Genomic DNA, 12842 nt, shown 5'->3' with positions numbered 1-12842 from the left:
CCTGCGCGTCCACACCTGGTCACGGGACATTACCGATTGTCGAGACGCCGGTGCGGAGAGTCCTTAGCGTGGTGTCCGGGCGTCAGGGCCCGTGGCGGCGGGCCGGAGAGCACTTGGAGGCCGCGATGACGATGGTGGACACCCCCGCCAAGCCCGTAGGCGTGATGGAGCTGGGTGACCATCTCGCCCTCCTCTACGACAACGACGAGGAACGGCGGTCCGTCATGGCCGCCTACGCGCGCGACGGCGTCCGCGCCGGCCACAAGATCGTCTACATCTCCGACGGCGTCACCGCCGCGGAGGTACTCGCCTGGCTGCTCGCCGAGGGCGCGGCCACCGGGCCCGGTCCGCAGGAGGACACGCCGGATCTGTCCGAGGCCATGGACGCCGGGCACTTCATCGTGCGGACCGCCGAGGAGACGTTCCTCGCGAGCGGCCGGTTCGACCCCGCCGAGAGCATCGAGCTGATCGCGACCGAGATCGACCTCGCCCGCGTCCAGGGCTACCGGGGCGTGCGGATCACCGGCGAGGCGCGGTTCTCGCTGCGCCGCTGGCCGGGGACCGAGCGGTTCGGCGAGTTCGAGCAGCTGCTCGACGACGCCTTCCTGACCTCCGACCCGACGGCCATGGCCGTCTGCCAGTTCGACCGGCGCTGGTTCGACGACGCGCGGCTGGCGGAGGTGGAGACCCGCCACATGGGGCGCGTCCGGGTCAACGACTACCACGACGACGGATCGCTGCGCATCACGCCCATCTTCAACCCGCCGGGCGCCGAACTCGCCGGGACCATCGACGGGTCGAACCTCGCCGCCGCCGAGGACGTCCTGGCGTCGATCACGACCCGGACCGGCCTGCTGTGCCTCGACCTCAGCGGCCTGACGGGGTGCGACGCGGCCGGGCTGCGCCTGCTGACCGGGGCCTTCGGTCCCGGCCGGAGGCGGGGGCACGGGCTCCTGCTGCGCGGGGTGCCGCCCGCCCTCCACGACAGGTTCCGCGAGGAGGGTTTGGACGGCACCCCGGGAATCGCCGTCGAATACCGTCCCCGGTGAGGAGGGCCGCATGGCTCCCGAGAAGGTCCGCTCCCGGCCCGGCGAGCCCGCCAGGCCGGTCGGTGAGATGCGGCCCGGGGACCATCTGTGCCTCACGTATGTCAACGACGAGGAACGGCACGCCGTCCTGACGGCGTTCCTCAACGACGGCCTGCGCGCCGGGCACGCCCTGGTCTACCTCGTGGACGGCGGGGCCGCCGCCGGACACCTGCGTGCCGGTTTCGGAGCGGCGCTCGACGACGGCCGGCTGACCGTGCTGCCCACCGCCGAGACCGACCTCGACACCGTGCTGGAGTCGGCGCTGGCGCACGGCCATCCGGGGGTGCGCATCACGGGCGAGGCGTGCCCGTCCCTGCGCGGCTGGCCCGGGACGGAGCGCTTCGCGTCGTTCGAGGAGGCCGTCCACCGGGCCGTCACCCGGCCGGGGAGCCCGGCGATGGCGCTGTGCCAGTTCGACCGCCGCTGGTTCGCGGCCGAGCACCTGCGCGAGGTGGAGCGCCACCACGGCGGGCGGGCCGGCGCCGACGCGGTCTTCGACGACGGGGTGCTGACGATCGTGCCGCTGTTCGCGCCGCCCGGCCTGCGGCTGTCCGGCGCGATCGACGAGTCGACGCTGCCGGGCCTGGTCGAGGCGCTGCGCGACGCCGGCGACGGCTCCGCGCACCTGTGCCTCGACCTCTCCCGGCTCGACTTCTGCGACCTGGACGGGCTGCGCACCCTGATCCGCGCGAACGAGCTGAGCACCGTCCTCGACCGGCAGGTGATCCTGCGGTCCATGCCCGGCTGCATGGAGCTGATGATGCGCGTCTGCGGCTGGGACACCGCGCCCGGCATCGTCGCGGAGGCGACCGCGTGACCGGGCCCGGGCCGACGGGGCCCGCCGTTGCCGCCCACGGCGACCAGGACGTCCTCGTGCACCAGGCGCTGATGTACGGGTCGCGGCACGAGTACCTGCTGACCGCCGTGCCGTACCTGCGCGCCGGGCGCCGGGCCGGCGACGCGGTCGTCGTGCTGGTCGAGCCGCCGGTGGCGGCGGCCCTGCGCGGGCGGCTCGGCCGCGAGACCGCCGCGGACATCGAGTTCCTCGACGCGGCGGTGTGGTCCCACGGCCCGATGCACGCGCTGGCGTCCTGCCATGACCGGGCCCGCGCCGACTGGTGGCCGCGCGGGCGGCTGCGGCTGCTGGCCGAGCCGGTCTGGCGCGGCCGGACGCCGCTGGAGACCCGGGAGTGGAAGCGCCACGACGCGCTGCTGAACGTCGTGTTCGCCGGCACCCCGACCATGATCATGTGTGCGTACGACACGGCGGTCCTGCCCGGCCATGTGCTGGACGCCGCGGTCCGCACCCACCCGGAGCTGACCGGGCCGGACGGTCCCGCCGCCGCCGGGCGGTACACCGCCCCCGCCGAGTTCTGCGCCGAGTGCGACGCGAGCCCGCTGCCCCCGCCGCCGGCCGTGGCCGCCCGCAGGTCGTTCGCGACGGGCGGGCTGCCGGGGCTGCGGAGCTTCCTGTTCACCGAGGCCGCCCGGCTCGGGCTGCCGGAGGAGCGCACGCTCCCGTTCGTGCTCGCGGTCAACGAGGTCGCCACCGGCATCATCCGGGACGGCGGCGGCCGCGGCTCCCTGTGGCTGTGGGCCGAGGCCGGCGAGCTGATCTGCGACGTCGCCGACCCGGTGCGCGTCCTGGCCGACCGGTTCCTCGGCTACGAGCCGCCGGGCGCCAAGGGGCACGACGCCGCGATGTGGGCCGTCCGGCGGCTGTGCCACATCGTGGAGACCCGCTCGGGCCCGCACGGCACCCAGGTCCGCATGCGCGTCCGGATCGGCTGAGCGTGCGCGTGCGGGGCGGCGGGGCACGGCCGGGGAGGGCGGGCGCCGCCGGGTAGCCTGCGACCATGCTGACGATCGAACGTGCCCTAGTCGACAAGATCATCGCGCACGCACGCGCCGACCATCCCGACGAGGCATGCGGCATCGTGGCCGGACCCGAGGGATCGGACCGGCCCACCCGGTTCGTCCCGATGACGAACGCCGAGCGGTCCCCGACCTACCACAGCTTCGACAACGACGAGTGGTACCGGGTGGACCGGGAGATGTTCGACAACGACGAGGAGATGGTCGTCCACTACCACTCGCACACCTCGACCGAGGCGTACCCGTCGCGGACCGACCTCGACTACCTGCGGTCGTCGCTGGCCGACCCGCGGGTCCACCGGGTGATCGTGTCCACCCGGGAGCCGGACCGGGTGGAGTTCCGCTCGTACCTGCTGGTGGACGGCGAACCGGTCGAGGAAGAGGTCGAGATCGTCGACTCGTACGGCTGACGGCGGCCGGCGGCGCGTGGCCGAAGGCGGCGGGGCGGCCCGGGAAAGCGGCCGGTAAACTGGCGGTCATGTGGACGAGCGGTCACCGGACGGGCGCTGTGCGGCGTCGCCCCGGCCCCTCCGCGGTGCCACCCGTGCAGAGCTTCCTGTTCGGGCACTCGCGCGCCGAGGTCGTCTACGACTGTCGCTGACGCGCTGATCTTGCCTGGAATCTTCCCGCTTCCCGCCCGGTTGTGACGCAGAGGGCGGGAAGCCCCCGTACGACGTAGAAGGAGATCACCGCGATGGCGATCGAGGTCCGCATCCCGACGATCCTGCGCAACCTCACCGATGGGGCCAAGTCGGTGGAGGGCAAGGGCGCCACCCTGGACGAGCTGTTCACCGACCTGGACGCGCGCCACCCCGGCCTGCGCGACCGGCTGGTGGACGACAAGGGACTGCGCAGGTTCGTCAACGTCTACCTCAACGACGAGGACGTCCGCTTCCTCGGCGGGCTGGACACGCAGGTCGCCGACGGCGACGGCGTCACCATCCTCCCCGCCGTCGCCGGCGGCTGAGCCGGGCTGGAGGACGGCGGCACATGCGATTCGACTCGCTGCTGGACTCGCTCGGCCGCACGCCGCTGGTGGGCCTGCCGCGGCTGTCGCCGAGCGACGACGTCCGGCTCTGGGCCAAGCTCGAAGACCGCAACCCCACCGGCTCGGTCAAGGACCGCCCCGCCTTCTACATGATCCAGAAGGCGGAGAAGGAGGGGCTGCTGACGCCGGGCTGCACGATCCTGGAGCCCACGTCCGGCAACACCGGCATCTCGCTGGCCATGGTCGCCAAGCTGCGCGGCTACGAGATGGTGTGCGTGATGCCGGAGAACACCTCCGACGAGCGCCGCCAGCTGCTGGAGATGTGGGGCGCGCGGATCATCTTCTCCCCGGCGGCGGGCGGCTCGAACGAGGCGGTCCGGGTGGCGAAGGGGCTGGCCGAGGAGAACCCCGAGTGGGTGATGCTCTACCAGTACGGCAACGAGGCCAACGCGCTCGCGCACTACGAGACGACGGGCCCGGAGATCCTGGCGGACCTGCCCTCGGTGACGCATTTCGTCGCCGGGCTCGGCACCACGGGCACGCTGATGGGCGTCGGCCGGTACCTGCGGGAGCAGGTGCCGGACGTGAAGATCGTCGCGGCCGAACCCCGGTACGGCGACCTGGTGTACGGGCTGCGCAACATCGACGAGGGCTTCATCCCGGAGCTGTACGACGGGTCGGTGCTGACGACGCGGTTCTCCGTCACGTCCGGGGACGCGCTGCGCCGCACCCGCGAGCTGCTGGAGCAGGAGGGGATCTTCGCGGGGATCTCGACCGGCGGCGCGCTGCACGCGGCGATCGGGATGGCGAAGAAGGCGGTCAAGGCGGGCGAGCGGGCCGACATCGTCTTCGTGATCGCGGACGGCGGCTGGAAGTACCTGTCGACGGGCGCGTACGGCGGCACCCTGGACGAGGCGGAGGCCCGCCTCGAAGGCCAGCTCTGGGCCTGAGCCCCGTCCCGTTCGTTCCCGGCCGCGCCCGGCGCGGCCGGGTCGCGCGGCCTGCCGACCAGGGCGGCGATCCGTCCGGCACGGTAGAGTTCGCTATCGAATGTGATTCTAGAACCGTGTCGGACGGGTGACGGCGCCCGCCGCGCGGCCGGACACGGGAGAGTGCGGATGAGCGGGTTCGGCGACGCGACCGCCGTGAAGCAGGTCGGCGAGGGCCGGTACGAGATCGTCCTCGACGGCGGCTACGCCATCGGCGAGGCGCTGAACGGCGGCTACCTCATGGCCGTGATGGCCCGCGCCGCCGTCGACGCCTCCCCGCACGCCCACCCGGTCTCCACCGCGGCGAACTTCCACCGGGTCACCAAGGCCGGACCGGCCGAGGTGGTCGTGGAGTCCCGCAAGGCGGGCCGCACCGCCGCGGCGTCGCTGGTCACCCTCGTCCAGGACGGCCGCTCCGTCGTGGACGCCCTCATCACCACCGGCACCCTCGACGCCGCCGCCGAGCCCGAGTGGGCCGATGAGGGGCCCCCGGCGATGCCGCCGGTGGAGGAGTGCACCGACTTCCGCCCCCCGGCGGGCGGGGGGTTCGCCGACCAGGTCGACATGCGCTTCGACCGGTCCACGATGGGCTGGCTGGACGGGCGGCCGACCGGGCGTCCCGACATCCGCGGCTGGTTCCGGCACCACGGCGACGAGCCGATCGACGGCTACTCGCTCGCCCTCGCCGTGGACGCGCTGCCGCCGGTCGCGCTGAACCTCGGCGCGCAGGGCTGGGCCCCGACCGTCGAGCTGACCTGGCACATGCGCGCGGTGCCCGCGCAGGGCTGGCTGGCCGTGCACGGCACCGGCCGGCTCCTCGCGGACGGCTGGTTCGACGAGGAGGTCGAGGTCTGGGACTCCGCGGACCGGCTCGTCGCGCAGAGCCGGCAGATCGCCCGGGTGCCCCGCACCCGCGGGTGAGGCGGTCTCCGGCCCTGGGCACCGGCGTTTCGCCCCGGATCGGCACCCGCCGGCCCCCGCATGGCCCGAACTGGACGGTTTTCCGGCGCGTGACGGTGTGATGTCCAACGCATGACGCACCTGAGCGGGGCCTTCTCGCTTAGCCTTATGCACCATGTCAGAGGCATCCTGGGGGGCAGCGTCCCGGGGGAGCGACGCATCCTGGGGGGACGGCCCGCCGGACGCCCCCATCGGGGTCTTCGACAGCGGTTTCGGCGGGCTCACCGTGGCCCGCGCGATCCTCGACCAGCTGCCGAACGAGCCGATCATCTACCTGGGCGACTCGGCGCGGCAGCCGTACGGGCCGCGGCCCATCGCGCAGGTCCGCGCCTACGCGCTGGAGATGCTCGACCGGCTCGTCGCCGAGGGCGTGAAGATGCTGGTCATCGCCTGCAACAGCGCCAGCTCGGCGATGCTGCGCGACGCCCGGGAACGGTACGACGTCCCGGTGGTCGAGGTCATCAACCCCGCCACTCGCCGCGCGGCCCGCGCCACCTCGAACGGCCGGGTCGGGCTGATCGCCACGCAGACGACGGTGAACAGCCGCGCCTACGACGACGCGTTCGCCGCCGCGCCGCACATCGAGCTGGTCAGCGCCGCGTGCCCCCGCTTCGTCGAGTTCGTCGAGGCGGGCGTGACGATGGGCCCCGATCTGCTGGAGGCGGCCCGCGGCTACCTCCGCCCGATCGTGGCCGCCGGGTGCGACACCCTCATCCTCGGCTGCACGCATTACCCACTGCTGACCGGTGTCATCTCGTATGTCGTCGGAGACGGGGTCACACTGGTGTCAAGTGCCGACGAGACAGCCAAGGACGTGTATCGCGTGCTGCACGATCGGGGGCTTGCCCGCGCCGAGGCGACGCCGCGGCCGCGGCACCGGTTCCGCGCCACCGGTGACCCCGGCGTCTTCGCCGAGCTCGGCCGCCGCTTCCTCGGCCCGGAGATCGGCTCGGTGGAGACGGTGGAGACCACGCCGGGCACGGCGCTGACGACCTGATTCCTCGGGAATCCGAAGGAGGAGTTGAGCGTGCGGGTCACTGTGATCGGCTGCTCCGGCAGTTTCCCGGGGCCGGACAGCCCCGCGTCCAGCTACCTGATCGAGGCGGACGGCTTCGCGCTGGTGCTCGACCTCGGCAACGGCGCGCTCGGGTCGCTGCAGCGGTTCCGCTCGCTGTACGAGATCGACGCCGTCTGCATCTCGCACCTGCACGCCGACCACTGCCTCGACCTGTGCGGGTACTGGGTCGCGCGCACCTACCGGCCGGGCGGCCCGCCGCCGCCCATCCCGGTGTACGGGCCCGCCGGCACCGCGGCGCGGATGGCGCGGGCCTACGACCTCGATCCCGACCCGGGCATGAGCGGCACCTTCGACTTCCGCACCCTGCGCCGCGGCCACCAGCAGATCGGACCGTTCCGCATCACGGCCGCGCTGATGCCGCACCCGGTCGAGGCGTACGCGTTCCGCATCGAGCACGACGGCAAGGCGCTCGCCTACTCGGGCGACACCGGCCCCTCCGACGATCTGGTCGAGCTCGCGTCCGGCGCCGACCTGTTCCTGTGCGAGGCGTCCTTCCTGGACGGGCCGGGCCTGCCGTCGGAACTGCACCTGACCGCCCGCGAGGCCGGGGAGCACGCCGCCCGCGCCGAGGTCGGGCGGCTCGTCCTCACCCACCTGGTGCCGTGGAACGACGCGGACCTGTCGCTCAAGGAGGCCAAGGCGAGTCCCTACGGCGGCGACATCGAGCTGGCCCGCGTGGGCGCCCGGTACACCCTCTGAGGCCCACTAGGGTTGAGGCCATGCCTCGCCCCGATGACCGCGCGTCCGACCAGCTCCGTCCCGTCCGTATCCAGCGCGGATGGCTCGACCACGCGGAAGGGTCGGTGCTGATCGAGTTCGGCGCGACCCGGGTGCTGTGCGCGGCGTCCGTGCAGAACTTGGTGCCCCGGTGGCGCCGCGACAGCGGGCTCGGCTGGGTCACCGCCGAGTACGCGATGCTGCCCCGCGCCACCAACACCCGCAACGACCGCGAGTCCGTCAAGGGGCGGATCGGCGGGCGCACCCACGAGATCTCCCGGCTGATCGGCCGCTCCGTCCGGGCATGCCTCGACTTCAAGGCGCTCGGGGAGAACACCGTCCAGCTCGACTGCGACGTCCTCCAGGCCGACGGCGGCACCCGCACCGCCGCGATCACCGGCGCGTACGTGGCGCTGGCCGACGCGGTGAGCTGGATGCGCGGGCGCGGGCTGCTCAAGGGCGACCCGCTCATCGCCTCGGTGTCGGCGATCAGCGTCGGCGTCGTGGACGGGGAGCCCCGCCTCGACCTCTGCTACGAGGAGGACTCCGCCGCCGGGACCGACATGAACGTGGTCTGCACCGGCGACGGGCGGTTCGTCGAGGTGCAGGGCACCGCCGAGGGCACCCCCTTCGACCGCTCCGAACTGGACGCGCTGGTCGACCTCGCGGCGGGCGGCTGCGCCGAGCTGACCCGGCTCCAGGCGGCGGCCCTCAGCACGGAGGCCCTCACCACGGAGGCCCCCGCCCGATGACCAGGATCGTCCTCGCGAGCCACAACCGGGGCAAGGTCGCGGAGCTGCACCGGATCCTCGGCGGTCTCGACATCGTCGGCCTCGACGAGTTCCCCGGCGCCCCCGACGTGCCCGAGACCGAGCTGTCGTTCGAGGGCAACGCGCTGCTGAAGGCCCGCGCGATCGCCGCGTTCACCGGCCTGCCCGCGGTCGCCGACGACTCCGGCCTGTGCGTGGACGCGCTGAACGGCATGCCGGGCGTCCTGTCGGCCCGCTGGTCGGGGCGGTTCGGCGCGGCCACCGGCGACCGCGACGCCGCCAACCTCCGGCTGCTGCTCGACCAGGTCGCCGACGTGGCCGACGAGCAGCGGGGCGCGGCGTTCGTGTGCGCGGCCGTCCTCGTCGTCCCCGGCGGCGCCGAGCACTGCGTCGAGGGCCGGATGCGCGGCGCACTGATCCGCGAGCCGCGCGGCACCGGCGGCTTCGGTTACGATCCGATCTTCGTCCCGGACGGCGAGACCCGCACGACCGCGGAGATGGCCCCGCAGGAGAAGGACGCCATCAGCCACCGCGGCAAGGCGTTCCGCGCCCTCGCCGACATCGTCGCCGCCGCCGGCCTCTCCTAGGCGAGGCCGGCCGTCGCCGCCCCGGCGTGCCCGGTGGTGCCGCGCGAAACGCTGAGGCGTACGAAGGTGCCCTCCCAGCCTGTCCGGATCTCCATCAGGTCGACCAGGAGGCGGACGGTCCACAGCCCGAAGCCGCGCTGGAGGGCGGTGTCCGGCGGGATGAACCCCGTCAGCGAGTCGGGCGGCGGGTGCCAGAAGCCGCTGTCGCCGATCTCGCAGACGACGTCGTCGCCGTCCCGCCATATCCACAGGCCGGCCGGCGGCGTGCCGTGCTGGAGGGCGTTGGCGGCGACCTCGTTCGCGGCCGTGACGAGGTTCCGCGCCGGCCGCTTCGCGAGGCCGTGCCGGGCCGCGCGCTCGCCGACGAACGCCCGCAGGAGGTGCAGGTCGGCACCGTCGACGGGGAGGTACTCGGCGTCGCGGGGACGGGCGGGGCGCGGGCGGCGGTCGCAGCCCGCCCCGAACGTCGCGGGTTCGACGTACTCGTGGTTCTCGCCCTCGTGGCCGGGGGACAGCAGCAGGGGGTGGGTCCGTTTCGCCTCCGCGACGACGCGGGGCGGCAGCGTGCCGGTGTCGTACGGGCACAGCGCACGCGCGCCGGACCCCGCGAACACCACGTTGATGAGCGACTCGTAGCGGATCCACTCCAGCATCTGCCGCTCGTCCCAGCCCTCCCAGACGGGTTCGGCCAGCGCGCACACGCGCCGCGGCGCGCTCTGCTTCACGACGGCCTGGTAGTCGCGCAGGGTGCGGACGGGATGCCGGTAGAACTCCGCCGAGTCGAAGAACCGGATCCGCCGGCCGGACCCGGCGAAGACGTCCCTGAGCGCGGTCAGGTTCGGTTCGGGGACGACGGCGATGACGCTCTGGTCGCTCGCCAGCCCGGACTCCAGGTAGGGCACGGTGACCGACAGGTACTCGTCGGCGCCGCGGTACAGGAACGCCCTGTGCTCCATGATCATCAGGTGGTGCCCTCCGGGTCCGGGGAGGTCCGCCGGCCGCCGCGCACGAGGCCCGGCAGCCGGTGCCAGCCGACCATCTCGATGACGTTCTCCACGTCGGGCGCCAGATGGTCGAGGACCAGCGGCTCGCCGGCGGGCAGCCCGGTGGCGTGCCGGGCCAGCAGGTGCAGGCCGCCGAGGTCGATGAAGCCGAGCCGGGACAGGTCGAGGTGGACGCGGCGGCGGTCGGTGCTCACCTGCGCGAGCTTCTCGGCGAACACCGAGTGCCGCGCGGCGTCCAGCTCGCCTTCGAGCCGCAGGCCGTCGGGTTCGAACGTGCGCACTATCTTCAGGATCCCGTCGTCGTATTCGGGGTTCACTTCCACGAGGACCTCGTGTGTGTCACGGAGGGCGGCGAGCTCGTCCGGCGGGCACGCGTGCTTGTCGATCTGGCAGATCGCCATCGCCATCGTGCTCGGCGACACCGCGTTGCCGACGCGGTGCTCGCACCCCAGCATCCGGGCCAGGTCGGGCGGCCCGGGGCGCTGCAGCAGCCAGCTGTAGTCGGTGGTGAGGCGGACGGCGCGGAAACCCTCGTCCAACGCCTTGTCGACCTCGCGGCCGAGCGTGTCCAGCATCATGGCGGGCTCGAACTCGCCGCGGCGGTCGACGCAGGCGTCCCGCCGCGAGATCACCCGCAGCTGGCCCGCGCGGCTGTAGGCGTCCACGTCGATCCCGTGCCGGGGACCGACGCCGGGCAGCCGGTGGGCCGGGGCGTCGGTGACGTAGACGACCTTCTCGGTGGTCCGCAGGCCCTCCCGCACGAAGGTCCCGATGACCTGGTCGCGCTCTTCGGAACCGCTGTAGGCCAGCCAGCCGTGGTCGCCCGGCCGGACTTCTCCGACGGGACGTTCGGCGAACCAGGGTGTCTCCATGGCCTGCCCATCGAGATCGGTGGTGTGTGTTCAGCGTACGCCGCGCGGAGGGTTTGGGAAGCCCAACGCATGGAACCCCTCACTCTCCGTCCGGTGGCCGGTGCCGGCCGCGCCGGGGAGCGCGAGCCTGAGCCGGACGATGCTGCCGCCCTCGCCCGTCCTGATCTGCACGGTCGCGCACAGGAGCCGCACGGCCCACAGCCCGAACCGGCCCCCGGACGCGGCGCCCCCGGGCCGTGGCGGGATGAGCCCGTAGCCGGTCCCGGGCGCCCACCGGCCCTCGTCGGCGACCTCGCAGACGAGGGCGGCTCCGGTGCCCGGCTCCGTCCACATGCGCAGGACGATGGGCGGCTCGCCGTGCCGCATCGCGTTGGTGACGACCTCGGTGACCGCGACCAGGAGGCGCTGGAGGTCCTCCTCGGGGAGCGTCGTCTGGCGCGCGTACTCGGTGACGTAGGCCCGCAGCCAGTACAGGTCGGCCCTGTCGAACCGCAGCGTGTCGGCGTCGGACGGCGGCGCGGGCAGCGGCTCGCGGTCGCACTGCGCGCAGTAGGACCAGGGGTCGACGAAGCCGGGGTTGGGCACGGCGCGCCCGCCGCGCACGGTCTCCGGATGGGTCTTGCGGGCCGCCGCGACGATGCCCGCCGGCAGCGACGTCGAGTACGGGCACATGAGCGAGGCGCCGGTCTCGCGGAACGCGACGTTGACGACGGCCTCGATCCGCTGCCATTCGACGACCTCGAGCGGGGTCCGCGAGGTCCACGCCGGTTCCCCGAGGACGCGCAGCCGGCGTCCCCGCCCGGTGGCGTCGTCGGCCGCGCTCAGGCAGTCCGCCAGCGTCCGCGCCGGGTGGCCGTACCAGTCCCGCGGCTCGCGGAACTCGACGCCGGCGTCGGCGGGGCCGAGCGCGTCGCGCAGCAGCATCTCCTGCCCGGTCCCGCAGACGGCGACGACCCGGTCGCCCGCGTCGAGCCCGTCCACCAGGAAGGGGAGCGCGCCGTCGAGGAACCGGTCCGCCCCGTCGTAGGGCAGGAGGCGGTGCGCGAAGGACGTGTTCACGACGTTCCCCGGCGAACTTGCGATCATGGCGTCACCGCCTGGGCCGACGGCCGGACCCATCAAGCCTAGGCCGCCCGCGGCGGCCCTGCCGAGGGGCTTTTTCAAATAATGCGGCGAAATCAAAGGCTTTAGTCCGCAATTCCGATGTGGCGCTGTCCGTTACCGGGGGCGGCCGCGCGCCGCCCGGCCCGCCGGGTCGCCCGGCCCGGGGCGCGACCGGCGCGGCGGCCCGTACAGCACCGCGCGCAGGCCCGGCGCGAGGCGCGCGATTAATTCATCGCGCGGCATCGATGCGACCGGTTCCACACCGAGGAGGTGGCGCGTGAAGATGACGCCCGCGAGCTGCGCGCCGAACACGCCCGCCCGGCCCCGGACGTCGGCGGACACCGCGCCCGTGCCGGCGAGGTGGTCGGCGATGCGGCCGACCAGCTCGTTCTCGACGATCTCCTGCAGCAGCCGCCCGAGCTCGGGATCCTGCGCCGCCGCCCGCACCATGAGCACGAGCGGGCGGCCGCCCTCGGGGTCGTCCCACGCGGTCAGCAGCGCGCGCAGGACGCGTTCGGGCAGCGTCGCGGGGTCGCCGGGGAGCGCGCCGGCGAGCACCTCCGGCGGGTTGGCGACCAGGCCCAGCACCGCGCCGAACAGCCCCTTCTTCGATCCGAAGAAGTAGCTGATCAGTGCGGCGTCGACGCCCGCCTCGGCGGCGATGGAGCGCATCGTGACGGGCCCGTAGCCGTCCGACAGGAACCGGCGGCGGGCCACCGCGAGGATCTCCCGCCGGGTGTCCGGGCTCCCGCGCCGCCGCCCCCGCGCGGCGGCCCCCGCTTTATTCATCATGGTTGAAATATAGCCGGT

The 12842-nt window shown here is 73.6% G+C and carries 15 protein-coding genes; 11 read left to right on the top strand and 4 right to left on the bottom strand.

All coding sequences use genetic code 11. The features are described from left to right. The first annotated feature begins 68 nt into the window (after window positions 1-68). From E1289_RS13470 to rdgB, 11 genes are all read left to right on the top strand, one after another. On the top strand, window positions 69-1049 hold the full coding sequence (locus E1289_RS13470; protein ID WP_131979846.1) for an MEDS domain-containing protein: 981 nt from the start codon (window positions 69-71) through the stop codon (window positions 1047-1049). A 10-nt stretch (window positions 1050-1059) separates the two neighbouring features. Then, window positions 1060-1905 (top strand): MEDS domain-containing protein, encoded by an 846-nt coding sequence (locus E1289_RS13465; RefSeq protein ID WP_131979844.1) that lies wholly within the window; start codon window positions 1060-1062, stop codon window positions 1903-1905. Further along, a complete protein-coding gene (locus E1289_RS13460) occupies window positions 1902-2879 on the top strand; it encodes an MEDS domain-containing protein (protein WP_243712803.1) in 978 nt (325 codons plus the stop codon). The genes E1289_RS13465 and E1289_RS13460 overlap by 4 nt, the downstream gene beginning before the upstream one ends. Before the next feature lie 65 nt (window positions 2880-2944). After that, window positions 2945-3373: a M67 family metallopeptidase gene (locus E1289_RS13455; protein ID WP_131979842.1), complete on the top strand. Its 429-nt coding sequence runs from the start codon at window positions 2945-2947 to the stop codon at window positions 3371-3373. 284 nt (window positions 3374-3657) lie between these two features. Then, on the top strand, window positions 3658-3930 hold the full coding sequence (locus tag E1289_RS13450; protein ID WP_131979840.1) for a MoaD/ThiS family protein: 273 nt from the start codon (window positions 3658-3660) through the stop codon (window positions 3928-3930). A gap of 23 nt (window positions 3931-3953) precedes the next feature. Continuing rightward, on the top strand, window positions 3954-4901 hold the full coding sequence (locus E1289_RS13445) for a cysteine synthase (protein WP_131979838.1): 948 nt from the start codon (window positions 3954-3956) through the stop codon (window positions 4899-4901). A 168-nt stretch (window positions 4902-5069) separates the two neighbouring features. Continuing rightward, entirely contained in the window at window positions 5070-5861 is a 792-nt protein-coding gene (locus E1289_RS13440; protein WP_131979836.1) for a thioesterase family protein, read from the top strand. A 154-nt stretch (window positions 5862-6015) separates the two neighbouring features. After that, on the top strand, window positions 6016-6897 hold the full coding sequence (gene murI, locus E1289_RS13435; RefSeq protein WP_131979834.1) for a glutamate racemase: 882 nt from the start codon (window positions 6016-6018) through the stop codon (window positions 6895-6897). Between the two features lie 30 nt (window positions 6898-6927). Beyond that, entirely contained in the window at window positions 6928-7677 is a 750-nt protein-coding gene (locus E1289_RS13430; RefSeq protein WP_131979832.1) for an MBL fold metallo-hydrolase, read from the top strand. Between the two features lie 20 nt (window positions 7678-7697). Beyond that, the gene (rph, locus tag E1289_RS13425; protein ID WP_131979830.1) at window positions 7698-8447 is read left to right on the top strand and encodes a ribonuclease PH; all 750 of its coding nucleotides are present in this window, start codon (window positions 7698-7700) and stop codon (window positions 8445-8447) included. Then, complete coding sequence (gene rdgB / locus E1289_RS13420) at window positions 8444-9052, top strand: RdgB/HAM1 family non-canonical purine NTP pyrophosphatase (RefSeq protein ID WP_131979828.1); 609 nt, start codon at window positions 8444-8446, stop codon at window positions 9050-9052. Before rph ends, rdgB begins: the two co-directional genes overlap by 4 nt. Here rdgB and E1289_RS13415 read toward each other — a convergent pair. The 4 genes from E1289_RS13415 to E1289_RS13400 form a co-directional block, all read right to left on the bottom strand. Continuing rightward, window positions 9049-10014, bottom strand: a complete 966-nt coding sequence (locus E1289_RS13415; RefSeq protein ID WP_131979826.1) for a sensor histidine kinase — start codon at window positions 10012-10014, stop codon at window positions 9049-9051. The two genes, rdgB and E1289_RS13415, sit on opposite strands and share 4 nt — an antisense overlap. Further along, on the bottom strand, window positions 10014-10928 hold the full coding sequence (locus E1289_RS13410) for an MEDS domain-containing protein (RefSeq protein ID WP_131979824.1): 915 nt from the start codon (window positions 10926-10928) through the stop codon (window positions 10014-10016). Before E1289_RS13410 ends, E1289_RS13415 begins: the two co-directional genes overlap by 1 nt. 30 nt (window positions 10929-10958) lie before the next feature. Beyond that, window positions 10959-12014, bottom strand: coding sequence for a sensor histidine kinase (locus E1289_RS13405; protein WP_131979822.1), 1056 nt, complete (start codon window positions 12012-12014; stop codon window positions 10959-10961). 132 nt (window positions 12015-12146) lie between these two features. Further along, complete coding sequence (locus E1289_RS13400) at window positions 12147-12824, bottom strand: TetR family transcriptional regulator (protein ID WP_243712802.1); 678 nt, start codon at window positions 12822-12824, stop codon at window positions 12147-12149. Window positions 12825-12842 lie beyond the last annotated feature (18 nt).

Origin of the sequence: Actinomadura sp. 6K520 (assembly GCF_004349245.1) — a bacterium.
Classification (GTDB): Bacteria; Actinomycetota; Actinomycetes; order Streptosporangiales; family Streptosporangiaceae; genus Spirillospora.
This window is presented reverse-complemented; position numbering and strand designations above follow the sequence as displayed.